The 14,470-nt window shown below is 70.6% G+C and carries 13 protein-coding genes; 7 read left to right on the top strand and 6 right to left on the bottom strand.

The annotated features are described in order from the left end of the window. The first annotated feature begins 78 nt into the window (after positions 1-78). From BLW00_RS03125 to BLW00_RS03100, 6 genes are all read left to right on the top strand, one after another. Positions 79-1,113, top strand: a complete 1,035-nt coding sequence (locus BLW00_RS03125) for a translation initiation factor eIF-2B alpha/beta/delta subunit family protein (RefSeq protein WP_092549028.1) — start codon at positions 79-81, stop codon at positions 1,111-1,113. Then, positions 1,110-2,327 (top strand): phosphotransferase, encoded by a 1,218-nt coding sequence (locus BLW00_RS03120; protein ID WP_092549025.1) that lies wholly within the window; start codon positions 1,110-1,112, stop codon positions 2,325-2,327. Before BLW00_RS03125 ends, BLW00_RS03120 begins: the two co-directional genes overlap by 4 nt. Positions 2,328-2,374: 47 nt before the next feature. Then, positions 2,375-3,130, top strand: a complete 756-nt coding sequence (gene mtnC / locus BLW00_RS03115) for an acireductone synthase (protein ID WP_092549022.1) — start codon at positions 2,375-2,377, stop codon at positions 3,128-3,130. Next, on the top strand, positions 3,127-3,846 hold the full coding sequence (mtnB, locus tag BLW00_RS03110) for a methylthioribulose 1-phosphate dehydratase (protein ID WP_245741229.1): 720 nt from the start codon (positions 3,127-3,129) through the stop codon (positions 3,844-3,846). The genes mtnC and mtnB overlap by 4 nt, the downstream gene beginning before the upstream one ends. A 93-nt stretch (positions 3,847-3,939) precedes the next feature. After that, the gene (locus BLW00_RS03105; RefSeq protein WP_092549020.1) at positions 3,940-4,233 is read left to right on the top strand and encodes a cupin domain-containing protein; all 294 of its coding nucleotides are present in this window, start codon (positions 3,940-3,942) and stop codon (positions 4,231-4,233) included. Positions 4,234-4,314: 81 nt separating this feature from the next. After that, positions 4,315-5,856 (top strand): carboxylesterase/lipase family protein, encoded by a 1,542-nt coding sequence (locus BLW00_RS03100; protein WP_092549017.1) that lies wholly within the window; start codon positions 4,315-4,317, stop codon positions 5,854-5,856. 2 nt (positions 5,857-5,858) lie between these two features. On the opposite strand, the gene BLW00_RS03095 is transcribed toward BLW00_RS03100, so the two are convergent. From BLW00_RS03095 to BLW00_RS03070, 6 genes are all read right to left on the bottom strand, one after another. Next, positions 5,859-7,172, bottom strand: a complete 1,314-nt coding sequence (locus tag BLW00_RS03095; protein ID WP_245741227.1) for a low temperature requirement protein A — start codon at positions 7,170-7,172, stop codon at positions 5,859-5,861. 33 nt (positions 7,173-7,205) lie between these two features. Next, complete coding sequence (locus BLW00_RS03090; RefSeq protein ID WP_281242371.1) at positions 7,206-8,201, bottom strand: aminodeoxychorismate lyase; 996 nt, start codon at positions 8,199-8,201, stop codon at positions 7,206-7,208. A gap of 332 nt (positions 8,202-8,533) precedes the next feature. Then, a complete protein-coding gene (locus BLW00_RS03085; protein WP_092549011.1) occupies positions 8,534-9,862 on the bottom strand; it encodes an S-methyl-5-thioribose kinase in 1,329 nt (442 codons plus the stop codon). Then, positions 9,862-10,914, bottom strand: a complete 1,053-nt coding sequence (locus BLW00_RS03080) for an ABC transporter permease (protein ID WP_092549008.1) — start codon at positions 10,912-10,914, stop codon at positions 9,862-9,864. The genes BLW00_RS03085 and BLW00_RS03080 overlap by 1 nt, the downstream gene beginning before the upstream one ends. Then, the gene (locus tag BLW00_RS03075; protein ID WP_092549006.1) at positions 10,907-12,619 is read right to left on the bottom strand and encodes a sugar ABC transporter ATP-binding protein; all 1,713 of its coding nucleotides are present in this window, start codon (positions 12,617-12,619) and stop codon (positions 10,907-10,909) included. Before BLW00_RS03075 ends, BLW00_RS03080 begins: the two co-directional genes overlap by 8 nt. Then, entirely contained in the window at positions 12,616-13,713 is a 1,098-nt protein-coding gene (locus BLW00_RS03070; RefSeq protein WP_092549003.1) for a substrate-binding domain-containing protein, read from the bottom strand. Before BLW00_RS03070 ends, BLW00_RS03075 begins: the two co-directional genes overlap by 4 nt. A gap of 170 nt (positions 13,714-13,883) precedes the next feature. Here BLW00_RS03070 and BLW00_RS03065 point away from each other — a divergent pair, with 170 nt between their 5' ends. Continuing rightward, positions 13,884-14,459 (top strand): 1,2-dihydroxy-3-keto-5-methylthiopentene dioxygenase, encoded by a 576-nt coding sequence (locus BLW00_RS03065; protein ID WP_092549000.1) that lies wholly within the window; start codon positions 13,884-13,886, stop codon positions 14,457-14,459. The last annotated feature ends 11 nt before the right edge of the window (positions 14,460-14,470 follow it).

Here is a 14,470-nt window from a genome sequence, read left to right as displayed (position 1 = left end):
CGTCTCCTTCGTACTCGCTGCGGCAAGCCTAGGGCACTCGACGGGGTATTCTCGTGGGGGGAAATCGACGGGAAGAGCATGACGACAGGCATCGGCAACACACCCGTGCTCGACGACTCGGTTCGGGTCGAGGGCGGTGTCGTGCGCATCCTCGATCGCCGGGTGTTCCCCGAGACGGTCAACTGGGTCTCCGCCCGCGATGCCGAAGAGGTGGCGGCCGCCATCGCCGCCATGGTGACCCAGAGTTCGGGCCCGCTGTTCGCGGCCTACGCGGGTCTCGAGATCACCGCTCTGCAGGTCGCGGGCCTCGCTCCGGATGCGGCGAGAGAGCGGATGCGTGCCGCCGGCGCCGTCATCCAGTCGGCCCGACCCACGAACAACCACCCGCAGGAAGCGGTCGCGCGCGTGCTCGCGGCGATCGAGTCCTCCGGCACCACTCCGGAGCTCGTCGAGGCCGCCGTCTCCGCCGCCCGGAGCGGGGCCCAGCTCTACCGCGACCGCAGCCACGCCCTCGGAGCAGCGACCGTGGCCTTGCTGCCCGACGGTGCGCGCCTGCTCACCCACTGCTGGATGGACACCTATCTGATCGAACTCGTGCGGGCCGCCCGCGAGGCCGGAAAGCGATTCGACTGGGCGGCCACCGAGACGCGGCCCTACCTGCAGGGTGCGCGCCTGACCGCGCACACCCTCGCCGAGTTCGGCGAGCACGTCACCCTCATCACCGACGGCATGGGTGCGGCCGCCCTCGCTCCGGGTTCGGGTCTGGGGCCGATCGACGCCCTCGTCACCGCCGCCGACCGGGTGTCGCTCGACGGCAGCGTGGTCAACAAGGTGGGCACGCTCGGGCTCGCCGTGGCGGCCTCGGCGTTCGAGGTGCCGTTCTACGCGCTCGTGCAGGCTCCCGACCGCGAGGCACCCACGGCGGCCGACATCGTGGTGGAGGAGCGCGACCCCACCGAGGTTCTGCACACGCTCGGCCGGCGCACGGCGTCGCCGCTCGTGACGGATGCCTGGTACCCGGCCTTCGACGTCACGCCGCCCCGCTTCGTGACCCGCATCGTGACCGACCGCGGGGCGTTCGCTCCCGATCGGGTGGCGGAGTACTACGCATGAGTGCTGCGCGCCCCTACGAATTGCTCACCACGGCCGGCGACGTGACCGCCTACCTGGCCGGCCAGGGGCTGCTCGGCCGGCTCGCCGCATCCGTGGATCAGTTGGATGTCGACGAGGTGACCGCCGGCAACATGAACCGTGTGTTCGTGGCCCGTGGTCCGCTCGGCAGCCTCGCCGTGAAGCAGGCGCCGCCGTGGGTGCAGGTGGTGGGGCCGGAGTGGCCGGTCGACCCGTCGCGCATCGCCTCGGAGGCGCGCACCTATGAGCGGCTCGCCGCACGGGTGCCGGAGTCGATTCCGACGATCGTGGCCTTCGACGAGAGCCGGTTCGTGCTCGTGATGGAGGATCTCTCCGACCTCGACGTGCTGCGCGACGCGCTGGTGCGGGAGGTGGCCGAGGGCGCGGCATCCGCGGGCGACATCGACTACGCCGGGCTGGGTGCGGTCGTCGGCCGCTTCGTCGGTTCGCTCGCCGGGTCGACGTCGGTGGCAGCGCTCGGTGCTCAGGAGCACGAGCGGCTCGTCGAGCTCGCCGCCAACCCCGAGCTCTGCCAGATGACCCTCGACGTGGTGCTCGACGAGCCCTACCGCGAGCACGACCACAACCACTGGCATCCCGCGCTCGACGAGCGGGTGCGGGCGTTGTATGCCGACGCGGCCGTGCGCGAGGCGGTCGGCGGCATCCGTGAGGTGTTCGAGACCCGGCACGAGGCGTTGCTGCACGGCGACCTGCACACCGGATCGGTGATGGTCGGCCGGCGCGACGGTGCCCAGGTCGTGAAGGTGTTCGACCCCGAGTTCAGCTTCGTGGGGCCCATCGGCCTCGATCTCGGACTGCTCTGGGCGAATCTCGAGCTCGGGGCCATCGCGGCCGCCGTGTCCGGTCTGCCTGACCTGGCCGCCGCGCGATACTCGGCGGTGGCGAGCAGCTGGGCCGCCTTCGCGGCGGCCTGGGGTGACGATGCGTCGCTCGCCGGCATCGAGCGGGACGCCTGGCGGTTCGCAGGCGTCGAGTCGATGCGTCGCGCGGCGGGGTTCTCGCACGCGGCCGACATCGACTCGCTCCCGGCAGACCTCATCCCGGAAGCCTCGGTTCGGCTGTTCGACGCCGCCCGCCACCACATCCTGACCGGTGCGGCCGTGCCCGGGTCGTCCGGGGCCGCGACCGGTGCCGAATTCGTCCCGGCTACGACCGTGCCGCAGCCCGACACCTGAACCGGCGCCCCATCCGACCGACGCCCGCATCCCCGAAGGAGCGCCCCATGACCGAATCGCCGACACCCGAACCGCACCCCACCCCCGACCCGCTGGCCGTCTCGGCCCGAGTCGTCGTGGTCGACATCGAGGGCACCACGAGTGCCGCGGGGTTCATCCTGGGCGACCTCTACGACTACGCCCGCCCCCGTCTCGCGGCCTGGCTCGACGATCACGCCGACGACCCGGACATCGCCGAGGCGCGCCGCCAGGTCATCGCCGACGCGAACCTGCCGGGCGACGCCACGACCGACGCGATCGTCGCCGTGCTGCACGAGTGGATGGAGCGGGACGTCAAGGCCACGCCGCTGAAGACCGTGCAGGGCCAGATCTGGGCCGAAGGGTTCGAGCGGGCCGAGATCTCCTCGCACTTCTTCGGCGACGTCATCCCGAAGCTGCGCGAGTGGCACGAGCACGGCATCGGTTTCGCCGTGTTCTCCTCGGGATCGATCGCCTCGCAGGTGCCGTGGTTCCGGCACTCGCCCGACGGCGACCTCACCACACTCATCACCGGTTTCTTCGACACCGTGAGCGCCGGACCCAAGAAGGAGGCCGCGTCGTACGATGCGATCGCCGCCGCGCTCGGGGTGCCGGCGGAGGAGCTGGTGTTCTTCACCGACAACCCGGGCGAGGTCTCGGCGGCGCTCGCCGCGGGCTGGCAGGTCGTCGCGTTCTCGCGCGAGGGGGAGCCGTTCTTCGAGGCCGACTTCGGCGGCGCATCCGTCGTCTCCTCGTTCGACGACGTCGAGGTCGTGCTGCCGTGAGTGCGCCGGGCGCCGGCCCCTCGCCCGCTCCGGCGGTGGCGAACGTGTTCGGCGACGGCGGGGTCACCGCGGAGTCGCTGATCTCCGCAGGCACCGCCCTGGCCGCCGAATCGGCGCGCTTCGCCGGTCTCGGATGGATGCCCGGCACCGCGGGGAACCTGTCGGTCACCCTCGCGCGCGATCCGTTGCGGGCGGCGGTGACCGCATCCGGTCTCGACAAGGGCGAGCTCACGGCGACCGACATCGTGCTCGTCGACGAGAGCGGCGACTGGGTCACGGACGCCGACGGACGACGTCTCACGGCTGAACTGGGCCTCGCCACGCGACCTTCGGCCGAGGCCGGGCTGCACGCGCACATCGCGGCGGTGACGGGCGCGGGCGCCGTCATCCACGTGCACGCCCTGGCCGCAGTGCGAGCCGGAGCCGCCTGGCCCGAAGGGGTGCTGCTGCACGACCTCGAGATGCTGAAGGGCATCGGGCACAGTGCCCACGGTGAAGAGGTCGTGATCCCCGTCGTGCAGAACCATCAGGACATGCGGGTGCTCGGCGACGACTTCGAACGCGTGTATATTCCCCGAACGGCATCCGTCGCCGAGGTGCCCGCCCTCATCGTGGCGAGTCACGGCATCTACGCCTGGGGCGCCGACCTGCGCCAGGCGCGCTGGCACCTCGAACTAGTGGAGGCTCTACTGCAGATCAGGCTCTCCACGCGCTGAACGCGGTGTCGGCATCCGGCCTCGGTGCCGACCCTGCCACGGCCTCCGAAGCCGCCCGAGCCCATCCATCCGCCACTGTCCCGAGGAGCCATCATGTCAGTCGCCCGCAGCGAGACCACCGTCGACGACGAGCGCGTGCGCGTCACGACCTACACCTTCGAGAAGGCCGGTGACACGACCGGCCCCCACGTGCACGAGTTCGACTACGTGCTCGTGCCGGTGACGGGCGGCACCCTCACCGCGGTCTCCACCGTCGACGGCTCGAGCCGCACGCTCACCCAGGTGTCGGGCACGCCCTACACCGGTGCGGCCGGACTGGCGCACACCGTCACGGCCGACCAGGACGGCATCGTCTTCGTGGAGATCGAGCTGAAGCCCCAGGGCTGAGAGCCGCCGTAGCGGCGCGCGGCCCGCGGAGCTAAGATCGGGCAACCCTTCCCCAGACCTCGGAAGGGGGAGCGGAGCTCCATGGCTGCCATGGTGTCGACGGACGTCCGGGTGACCGGCGGGGTGGTGCGCGGGGTTCGCGAGGGGGAGACCATCGCCTGGCGCGGCATCCCCTACGCCGCTCCCCCGGTGGGTGCTCTGCGTTTCCGGTCGCCGCATCCGGTGGTCGCCTGGAGCGGGCGACGGGATGCGTCCGCTTTCGGCCGCGTCGCCACGCAGGTCTACAGGGGCCAGTTCACGGGGACGCCGCCCGGCATCCCTTCCGGCGAGGACTGCCTCACCGTGAACGTGGTCTCGCCCGCGCGCGCCCGCAACCGGAGCATGCCCGTGATGGTGTTCATCCACGGCGGCGGCTACAGCGCGGGTTCGTCGCGCGAGTTCACCGGTCAGGGCGAGAGCTTCGTGCGCACCGGGCAGGTGGTCTACGTGAGCTTCAACTACCGGCTCGGCGCGCTCGGCTATCTCGACTTCTCGCGTTACTCAACGCGCCGGAGGCTGATCGAGAGCAATCTGGGCCTCCGCGACCAGGTCGCCGCCTTACGGTGGGTTCACCGCAACATCGCCGCGTTCGGCGGCGATCCGCGTAATGTCACCGTCTTCGGCGAATCGGCCGGTGGCAACGCGGTCACCACCTTGATGGCGACGCCGTCGGCCCGAGGGCTCTTCGCCCGCGCCATCGCGCAGAGCTCACCGCCGAGCGCCGTCTATCACCGCGAGCTCGCCGCCACCTGGGCGGCCGAGTTCGTAGACGTGATTCGCCGGCGACGGAACGACCGACGGCCGGGTGCCCTGTCCGACGACGAGGTCGTCGCGCTGCTCTCCGAGGCGCCGGCTTCCGAACTCGTCGCCGCCGCGCTGAGCATCCAGGCGACCACGCCCGACGCGCACCCGGGCACCTTCTGCCTCGCCCCCGTCGTCGACGGCCGGTTCCTGCCCCGGCATCCGCTGCGCGCCTTCCGAACCGGCCGCATCCACCGCGTGCCGTTGATCATCGGCACCAACGACCGCGAGGGCGCGATCTTCCGCGGGCGCATCGACATCCTGCCGAGATCCCCCGCCCGCATCGACGCGTTGTTCTCGGGAGCGCCGGAGGACGCCCGGTCGGAGATGCACCAGGCCTATCCCGGGCTCCCGGGCCACCGCAGCGCGGCCGACTTCGCGGGCGACTTCGCCTTCTGGTATCCGAGTGTCACGGTCGCCGACTTCCATTCCCGCTACGCGCCGGTGCACTGCTATCGCTTCGACGTCGCGCCGCGCCTGATGAAGTGGGTGGGTCTGGACGCCACCCACGGTCTGGAGATGTATGCGTTGTTCGACCAGGCCGACGCGCGCCTCGGCCGGGCGATGACCGCGCTCGGCGGGCGCAAGCCGTTCAGCAGCGCCGGTGAACGGATGCGCGACAGCTGGCTGCACTTCGCAGCCTCCGGCACGCTTCCCGAGAGCTGGCCGTCGTATGGCGAGCAGGATCGCCGCACGATGATCATCGCCGACTCCGACCGTGTCGAGGCCGACCCCCGGCCCGACCGCCGTCAGGCGTGGACACGGTTCATGCCCCTCGGTTGACCTCACGCCAGGCGGCGCGCCAGCACCTCTGCCTCGTGCTCGCGACCCACGGTCTCGTAGCCGACCACCACGACGAACGGTGACAGCGTGATCAGCACGAGGCACACCCCGAGCGACGCTCCCCACACGGCGGCCAGCACGGCGAGAACGAGCAGCGCCGCCGTTCCGGCCATCAACCAGAAGTGGAACGGATCGATCTGCTCCACCAGGTAGTCGTAGAGCGCGAAGATCGACAGGCACAGCACCAGCACCGGGATGGCCACGGCGAGCACCGCGCCCACGGTGCCGATGTGCGCCTCGCCCTCGATGACGTAGGCGGCGACGTGCAGCCCGGCGCCGGTGGCGGCGATCGAGGCGTAGACGAGCATGTGTCCGTATCCCCAGACGAACGACTTCCGGCGATAGCGCTCCAGGATCGGGCCCGCGGGCACCAGGAAGTACGACCACCACAGTCCGAAGGTGAGTCCGATGCCCGCCACCACCAGCAGCGCCGCCTCGGTGGTCCAGTCGTGCTCCTCCACCACCGCCGACACCGCCGTCACCGTGCCGAACACGCCCTCGCCGAGGGCGATGATCGTGAGCAGGCCGTAGCGCTCGGCGATGTGATGGGCGTGCCAGGGGGTGCCATCCGTGCCGCTGCGTCGTTCGGCGATGTAGGGTCCTACGACCTCGACCGCGAAGAGCAGCAGCGACAGCGGCACGGCGACGGCGATGGTCAAGTGCGCGATGGCCGTCCCGACCCAGCCGATCTGCGCGATCGTGATGAACAGGGCATAGGTGAGCGCCGTGCGTCGCCGGCTCGGATCCTGCCGCGCCGCCCTCAACCACTGCGCCACCATCGCGACGCGCATCACCACGTAGCCGGCGACCAGGATCGAATTGTCGATGTAGTGCCCCTCGGCCAGCGAGTGGAACAGCGGCGGGATGCCGAGCGCCACGATCACGACACCGATCATCTGCACCATCGTGGTGATGCGGTAGAACCAGTCGTCGGTGTCGTAGGCGGAGGCGAACCAGGAGAAGTTGATCCAGGCCCAGCAGATCGCGAACATCGAGAAGGCGAAGCCGCCGATCGCCGGCCCGAACCGGGCGTCGGCGAGATAGTGCGAGAGCTGGCCGCCGGCCTGACTGAAGGCCACCACGAAGGCCAGATCGAAGAGCAGCTCGAGGGGTGTGGCGGCGCGGTGCCGCTCGTTCGGGTCGCGGCCCGTCATCCTCCTGAGGCGGCTGCCCAGCACGGTGCCGGCGGGGCGACCGGTTCCTCCGCTCGGGTCGCCGTCGCGGGCGGAGGGATGCGCGGGGGAGTGGTCGCTCACGGTCGGCTCCTCGTCGTCAGGAATGCGCGGTGGTCAGGGGAGGGGAACCGGCGGCACGCCGAAGGTCTCGGCGAGCAGGCTCCCCGTGAGTTCGCGGTCGACCGGGATGCTCTGCCCGTCGAGTTCTCGAACCGGCGCCACGAGGCGGCCGCTGGAGAGCAGCCACACCGCGTCGGCCGAGACGAGATCGGCCACCGAGAGCGCGGCCTCCAGCGTCTCGAACCCGCGGGCCGCGAGTGTCTCGAACACCGCGGCCTGCGTGGTGCCGGCCAGGATGCCGAGGTCCGTTCGCGGAGTGCGGAACAGATCGCCGTGTCGCAGCAGCACGTTCGAGGTGGGGCCCTCGAGCACCACGTCGTCGGTGCTCACGAAGATCACGTCGTCGGCGCCGCGCCGGGCCGCCTCGCGGAGGGCGGCCTTGTTGAGCGCGTAGGAGAGCGTCTTGGCGCCCTGCAGAAGCCACGGCGCGGTCTGGGCGATGTCATGCCGGTAGCCGCGGTCGAGGGTGACGACGCGGATGCCCGTGCTGCGGGCCGCCCGATGGTCGTCGCCCGTGAGCACTTCGATCCAGCCGCTCGGGGTGTCGGCGCCTTCGATGCCGCGGCTGTAGAAGAGCTTGACCAGCAGCTCCGGCTCCCTCGTGTGCGCCTCGACGCCGCGTCGGGCGGCCGCGGCGAAGGCGGCGGCGTCGGGTCGCGGCAGGTCGAGCAGAGCCGCGGAGTGCTCGAGGCGGGCGAGGTGCCGATCGAGCTCGATGAACCGGCCGTCGATCACACCGATCGATTCGAAGATCCCGTCACCGCGGGTCAGCGCGAGGTCGGCGACGTTGATCTGCGCCTCGGCGAGTGGCACAGCCCGACGCCGGTGGGTCGGACTGCCCGTGTCTCCGGCAGCGCCCGTGATGCCCGCCTCCACCGTCGCGCGAGCGTCCACCGTCGCGCCCGGCGTGGCATCCACGCCCGCGGCGGCCGTGCCCTCCTCGAGGAACACGACCAGGTCGCCCATCCGTTCGCCTGCCACGTCCACCATCTGCCGACCTCCATCGCGTGCCCCACCAGTCTCCCCGAACTCGCTCGCTCGGGCACGCTCCGCGCCCCACTCGTCCCAAACTGGGCCAAATCGCACCTTTTTGCCCGGTTTGGGACGAGTCGCCGCGCCCGCCTGGCAGAAACGGGCCAGCAAGTGCTGAGTGGGCATATCGTGTGCCACGTGGGAGAGGGGGACGCCGTGGTGGATCGCTCGGACGGCTCTGCCCGTAGACGCCCGCCACACCGGAGCCATCCGAGCGATCCACGACGGCTGTGCTTGGGGGAGGGGCCGCTATGGCTGCGGGTGGGGAGGGGTGGGTACGCGCACGGGGGTCAGGGGGTGGCGGCGGCGCGGAGGGTGATGAGGGACTCGGCCGCCAGGGCGTCGACGTCGGCGATGCCGTGGCGGGTCAGCGCCAGGGCGCGGCCTGCTCGCAGCACTCCACGGGCCGCTCCCTCGCGCTGGGCGGGGGGCAGCGACTCGATGTCGCTCGCCTTCGCGAAGCCGACGATGCGCCGGATCGCCTTGGCGGCCGCGAAGATCGCCGCGTCGTCGCGGATGCCGGCGAGCAGCTCGTCGAGCACCTCGTCTCCCCAGACGCGGGGATCGATCCTGGCGGGCCAGAGGGACCGCAATTCGGTTTCGAAACTCGTCCAGAGACGCCCCGGGAGGGTGAGGATCAACTCGGCGCGGTCTGGCTCGCCGAGCGCTTCCGCCCGCGCCGCAGCGAGGATGAAGTTGCCCCAGAGCGCCCCGAGATCGAACCCCGTCGGCCCGACGAACCCGAACTCGCTGTCGAAGGCCCGAACCGACGCCTCGGGGGGTGCGGCGGTCGCTGATCCGCGCGTTGCGGCGCTTCCCGCGGCATCCGTTTTCGCGAATTCGTGCGGATCGACCTCGACGTGGTCGCCCGAAGCATCCGCATCGTCGGACGCGGACGCGGGGCGCACGAAGACCGAGCCCGTGTGCAGGTCGCCGTGGATGAGGGACTGGGTGGCCGTCATGAAACGGTACTTCGCCAGGCCCATCTCCCGCACGAGCGCCGCATCCGCCCGCAGCTCGGCCAGGTCGGCGGCGTTCGCCCGGAGCACCGCGTTGTGCGGGTGCTCGATGTAGGGCTCGGTGAATACGAGGTCTTCGGTGATCTGCCCGAGTTCCGGGTTGATCGCCCGTGCGATCAGTCGCTTGTGCTCCAGCGCATCCAACCCGAGCGGCGAGGTGGCGAACGCCGTGCGCGCGATGTACCGGCCGAGCTCGTCGGCGGCGTAGGCGTGCACCCGCCCCTCGTTCAGCTCGTTGCGCCACACCCGGTGGTCGGAGAGGTTCTCGATCGCCAGAACGTAGTTCTCGGCGTCGAAGTCGTAGAACGCCGGCACGTGCTGGGCATCCGCCCGAACGTGCCACGAGAGCACCGTGGCCTCGCGCGCCGAACGTTCCCGTGTCATCGGCCACGAGGGATCGGTGCGCACGTGCGGCAGCGACTGCTTCAGCACGAGCGATGCTCCGGATGCGTCGTGCACGATGAACACCAGGTTCAGGTTGCCGTCGCCCACCTCGCGGACGGACGCGACGCGCGCCGCGTCGATGCGGTCGGCGAGGGCCGATCGCGACGCCAGGTAAGCGGCCACCGAGTCGGAGCGGAGTTGCGAGAAGTCGGTCATCAGGAGCTCGAGGTCGTCGATCCGGCGGTCACCACGGTGCGGCGACGCGAGAAGGTGAAGCTGAACAGCAGGGCCACCAGCAGCACGATGCCCTTGCCGAAGTCTTGCGCGTAGTAGGGCAGTCCGAGCATCGTGAACCCGGTCACCATCACGGCGATGAGCACCGCCCCGAGCGCCGTGCCCCAGGCGTTCGGGCGTCCGATGCCGAGCACCGACACGCCCACCAGGGCGACCGCCACGGCATCCAGCAGCAGCGAGTTGCCGGCGCTCACGTCGCCCTGCCCGATGCGCGCGGCCAGCAGCAGGCCGGCGACGGATGCAAGCAGCCCACACCCCATGTAGGCGGCGGTGCGATACCACTGCACCCGGATGCCCGAGAGCCGAGCCGCCTCGGAGTTCGTGCCCACGGCGAACAGCGCCCGCCCCCAGCGCGTGCGCTCGAGCAGGAACCAGAGCAGCACGGTGACGACGAGGAAGATGATGACGGGAACCGGAATCGGCCCCACGCTCCCGCGATCGAGCCAGAGGAAGTCGGCCGTGAACTTGCCGGGCGCCGTGGTGCCGTTCGAAAGCGTCATCTGCGACGAGATCGACTTGCCGTCGACGATGATCAGCTTGAGGCCCACGATCACGAACATCGTGGTGAGTGTGGCGAGCAGGTCGGGGATGCGGGCCACCACGATGAGGAACGCGTTGAGCGCACCGATCAGCAGCCCGCACACCAGCACCACCGACACCGCGACGCCACCCACCTGGTTGGCGATCACCATGGTCCAGGCCGCGATCGACACGGCGAAGCCCGCTGAGGCGCCCACCGACAGGTCGATGCCGCCGACCGTCATCGCGAGCATCACGCCGAGGCCCGCGATGGCGGTGGGCGCGATGAACTTCAGCATGCCGAAGATGTTGTCCACCGTGCGGAAGCTCGGCTCCGTGATCACGAAGAACAGGATGAGGGCGACCGTCACCGCCACGAAGCCCCATTTCACGACGAACGCGGCCGCGCGCTCGCCCGTCGAGGGTTTCGTGGAGACCACGCTGGGGCTAGACATTCGAGGGCCTTTCGGGATCGGGCGCCGGAGTGGGGTGCGAGGAGGCGGGTGCGGTGAGCGCTGACGGTGGGGCGGCGGCCGACGCGGGTGCGGCGGCGGGCGCGAGAGGTGCGGCGGCGGATGGGGTCGCGCCGGCGGATGCGGTCGCTCCGGCGGATGCGCCGTGCGACTGCCCGAGGAACGCCCCGATCACCGTCGAACGGTCGACCTCGTCGGCGTAGCGGTCGAGCTCGATCTGCCCGCCGACGAGCACCACGATGCGGTCGGCCACCTCGAAGATCTCGTCGACGTCGCTGGAGAGCACGACGGCTGCGGCGCCATCGGCCGCCAGAGCGGCGAGGCGCTGCCCGATCTCGCGGCGCGCGGCGATGTCGACGCCGCGGAACGGTTCGTCGAGGATGGCGAGCGCGGGCCCGGCGGAGAGCCAGCGGCCCACCACCACCTTCTGCTGGTTGCCGCCGGAGAGGTCGTCGATCGACGCATCCGGTCCGCTCGCCACCACCGAGAGGGTGTCGATGACGGAGTCGGCCCGGGAGCGCTCGAAACGTCGCCGCACGAGCCCGGCCACGCTCGACTCGCGCAGGAACGGCAAGGTGATGTTGCGCAGCACCGACCAGCCCGGCAGGATGCCCTGTCGCTGGCGGTCTTCGGGAACCAGCACGACCTTGGCGGCGATCGCGTCGCCGGGTCGTCGGGGAGCGTAGGCCCGGCCCTGCAGGGTGAGGGAGCCGGCGAGCGGGGTGGCGAGGCCGCCGAGCAATTCGGCGATCTCGGTCTTGCCGGCTCCGATCAAGCCCAGGATGCCGAGCACTTCGCCCGAGCGGATCGCCAGGTCGACCGGCGCCGACTCGGGGAACAACCGCACGCCGTCGAGCGTCGCCGCCTCGGCCGTGCCGCGATGGGTCTCGCCGCGATCGTGGTCGAGTGCGGTGGCGCGGCCGAGCATGTCGTGCAGGATGCCGTGCCACTCGAACGGCCGCTCGCTCGTCGACTGCACGACGCCGTCGCGGAGCACCACCACGCGGTCGGCCAGCGCCTCGATCTCGCCGAAGCGGTGCGAGACGTAGATGATCGAGAGCCCCGACGCCCGCAGTGCCCGCAGCACGTCGAAGAGACGCTCGGCCTCCGCGGCGGTGAGCGCCGAGGTCGGCTCGTCGAGGATGAGCAGCTGTGGGGTGGTGCGGAGCGCTCGCGCCAGCACGAGGAGCTGGGCGTCGGAGATGGCGAGCCGCGCGGCATCCTGCGACAGCACGGCGTCCGGCCAGTCGAGGCCCAGCGTTGCGAGGGCGGCCCGGGCGTCGGCGAGTGCCGCCCGGCGGTTGCGCAGCGGATGCCGCGACGCCTGCGCCAGGTCGTCGAGCGTGAGGTTCTCGGCCACCGACAGCCCCGGAACGATGCCGTCGGCCACCTTCTGGTGCACCGCCGAGATGCCGAGCTGCCGCGCTTGCACGGGCGAACCGAGGTGCACGGCCTCGCCCCGGATGCGGATCTCGCCGCTGTACCGCGAGTTCGCCCCCGAGAGGGCCTTGATGAGTGTCGACTTGCCGGCGCCGTTCGCTCCGAGGAGCGCGGTGATCTCGCCTGCCCGGAAGTCGAGCCCCACATCGGTCAGCACCACGTTCGATCCGTAGGCCACCGAGACGCCGACGAGGGACACGACGGTGACGTCGTGCCCCTCGACCGGAGTGGTGGGAAGTGAGGTCATTCGGAGACCGCGGGCAGCCAATCCGCGACCACGACGTCGTCGAGCTTCAGGGTGGGCTCGGCGGCGCGGAGTTCGGTCACGTTCGTCGCCTTGTTGTCGGCCAGGAACTGCTGCGTGATGGTCTTCGCCGGGAACTGCACGTCGGTCTCGTCGAGCTGGCCGGCGAGGCTCAGGGCCAGGGCGCGCACCACACCGGCGCCCACGGCGGCCGGGTCGGTGGCCGAGGTGGCGACCCAGGGGCTGCCGTCGGCGGTGATGACCTCGATGTCGGCGTTCGAGATGTCGATTCCGTACACCTTCACCTTGTCCTGGAGATTGTTCTGGATCACGGCCTGCACCGTGCCCTTGGTGATCTCATCGTAGGGCGCGAAGATGGCCTGCACGTCGGGGTTCTGCTTGAGCGCGGCGTCGACGAGCGGGATGTTGTCGGTCGCGGTCGACTCGCTGACCTTTCCGGTCGAGAACACCACGTCGAGGTTGTGGTCTTTCACGTACTGGTTCCACACCACGGCCCGGCGGTCGAGCGCCGCGAAGCCCTCGGCCGAGACGTAGCCGACCTTCGCGCCGTCTCCGACGTCGTCGATCAGCTGGTCGAGCACGCCGCTCGCCATCGACTCGTCGGACTGGCTCGACGTGATGACCCCGGTGGAGTCGGTGAGGGCGAGGTCGTAGACGATCACCGGGATGCCCGCGTCGACGGCCTTCGTGACCAGCGGCTGCAGGGTGTCGGTCTGGCCGTGGTCGATGATGATCGCATCCGGCTTCGACGCGATGGCCTGCTCGAGGTCGCTGGCCTGCTTCGCGTTGTCGTTGCGCGCATCCGTCACCTGCAACTCGATGTTGGCGAACTTCGCCTGGGCCTGGGCTCCGGCCCCCCACGCCTCGAAGTAGTCGCCGGCGCCGCTCTGGCGCACGAGAGCGACCTTCACCGGGTCGCCGTCGAAGGGCGCCGGCAGCGGGGCGGAGGCGGTGACAGCGGTCGAGGTGCTCTCGGCGCCCTCGGACGACGTGCTGGACTGAGCGCAGGCCGACAGGGCGAGGATGCCTGCTGCGGCGAGTGCCGTGACGGCGGCGGCTCGGCGGAAGATGGCCATGGGTGGCTCCGTTCGGGAAGAGTGTGACGCCGGAGGGATGGCCGGCGACGGCTGTGATTGCAACGTCGATTCAACGCCCTCCGCGCGGCTTCCGACGAATTGTGTTGCACTCTGTTACTCCGCGTGCCCGCGGGGGAGATTGTGCAGGAGTGGAGGCATAGCATTGATGCATGACTCTGCTCACCGTGTGGAACGACAACGACCCCTCGACGCCCGAGCTGCAGACCCGGGACGCCGACACGATCCGTGAGGTGCTGGCCGGCCTCGGCGCCCGGTTCAGCCGGTGGGAACTCAAGGAGCTCCCCGAGAACCCCACGCAGGACGAGGTGCTCGAGGCCTACCGGGCCGAGATCGACCAGGTGAACGCCGACCACGGCTACTCCCTCGTCGACGTCGTGCAGATCACCCCCGAAGACAGCGACGAGTACCGCTCGAGCGCGGCCGCCGCACGCCAGAAGTTCCTCAGCGAGCACCAGCACGACGACGACGAGGACCGCTTCTTCGCCCGCGGCTCCGGCGTCTTCTACCTGCACGTGAACGGCAAGGTGCACGCGGTGTTCTGCGAGGCCGGCGACCTGCTCTCCGTGCCGAAGGACACCACGCACTGGTTCGACATGGGCACCACCCCCGACTACGTCTCGGTGCGCTTCTTCCACGACGACGACGGCTGGGTGGGCAACTTCACGGGCAGCGACGTGGCGACGAAGTTCGCCACCTACGACGAGCTCGCCTCCGTCTCGGCCTAACTCCGCCGACT

Origin of the sequence: Herbiconiux ginsengi (assembly GCF_900107435.1) — a bacterium.
Taxonomy (GTDB): domain Bacteria; phylum Actinomycetota; class Actinomycetes; order Actinomycetales; family Microbacteriaceae; genus Herbiconiux; species Herbiconiux ginsengi.
The sequence above is the reverse complement of the archived record's forward strand: the minus strand, read 5'-3'. Positions and strand labels throughout refer to the sequence as shown.

Coding starts and splice junctions, on each gene's coding strand:
- BLW00_RS03125 (WP_092549028.1), top strand. CDS start 79: ATGACGACAGGCATCGGCAACACACCCGTGCTCGACGACTCGGTTCGG.
- BLW00_RS03120 (WP_092549025.1), top strand. CDS start 1,110: ATGAGTGCTGCGCGCCCCTACGAATTGCTCACCACGGCCGGCGACGTG.
- mtnC (WP_092549022.1), top strand. CDS start 2,375: ATGACCGAATCGCCGACACCCGAACCGCACCCCACCCCCGACCCGCTG.
- BLW00_RS03105 (WP_092549020.1), top strand. CDS start 3,940: ATGTCAGTCGCCCGCAGCGAGACCACCGTCGACGACGAGCGCGTGCGC.
- BLW00_RS03100 (WP_092549017.1), top strand. CDS start 4,315: ATGGCTGCCATGGTGTCGACGGACGTCCGGGTGACCGGCGGGGTGGTG.
- BLW00_RS03090 (WP_281242371.1), bottom strand. CDS start 8,201: ATGGTGGACGTGGCAGGCGAACGGATGGGCGACCTGGTCGTGTTCCTC.
- BLW00_RS03085 (WP_092549011.1), bottom strand. CDS start 9,862: ATGACCGACTTCTCGCAACTCCGCTCCGACTCGGTGGCCGCTTACCTG.
- BLW00_RS03080 (WP_092549008.1), bottom strand. CDS start 10,914: ATGTCTAGCCCCAGCGTGGTCTCCACGAAACCCTCGACGGGCGAGCGC.
- BLW00_RS03075 (WP_092549006.1), bottom strand. CDS start 12,619: ATGACCTCACTTCCCACCACTCCGGTCGAGGGGCACGACGTCACCGTC.
- BLW00_RS03070 (WP_092549003.1), bottom strand. CDS start 13,713: ATGGCCATCTTCCGCCGAGCCGCCGCCGTCACGGCACTCGCCGCAGCA.
- BLW00_RS03065 (WP_092549000.1), top strand. CDS start 13,884: ATGACTCTGCTCACCGTGTGGAACGACAACGACCCCTCGACGCCCGAG.